This is a genomic window from Rhizobium sp. 01T444, assembly GCF_056398305.1.
On the sequence record NZ_JBFTPD010000444.1, the window covers coordinates 1 to 506 of the forward strand.

Here is a 506-nt window from a genome sequence, read left to right on the forward strand (position 1 = left end):
GGTCACGCCCGATCACGATGGGCGCCTTCAGCTCGCCGTTCTTGACCATTTCATTGAAGGCCAAGCCGGCGAGGTGCCGCTCGCCCAGACCGATCCAGCAGATGCGTGCCGGAAGACCCTGGAAGCTAATGCGCTCACCCGCCATGTCGAGCCAGCGGTGCAGCGAGGCGTTGTTTGGAAGCAGCTCCTTCAGCTTGGCATCGGTCTTGCGGATGTCCTCCGGGTCGCCCGATAGCGCGACCCAACGGAACGGGCCGACGCCGCGGCAGAACAGCGGCCGGATGTACGCGGGCACGAACCCGGGGTAGCCGAACGCATCGGCGACGCCGAAGTCCTGCGCTACCTGACGCAGGTTGTTGCCGTAGTCCACGGTCGGCACTCCCATCGTGTGGAAGGCCAGCATCGCCCGAACGTGCTCAGCACACGATTCACCCGCCGCCTTCATGAGCTGCGCGTGCTTCGTCGGATCCTTCTGCGCGGCCTGCCATTCCTCCACCGTCCAGCCG

1 pseudogene is annotated in these 506 nt (G+C 65.8%); it reads right to left on the reverse strand.

Annotated elements, in window-relative coordinates:
• Positions 1-506 (reverse strand): annotated as a pseudogene (locus AC1DTN_RS39375) (urocanate hydratase); the annotation flags it as partial.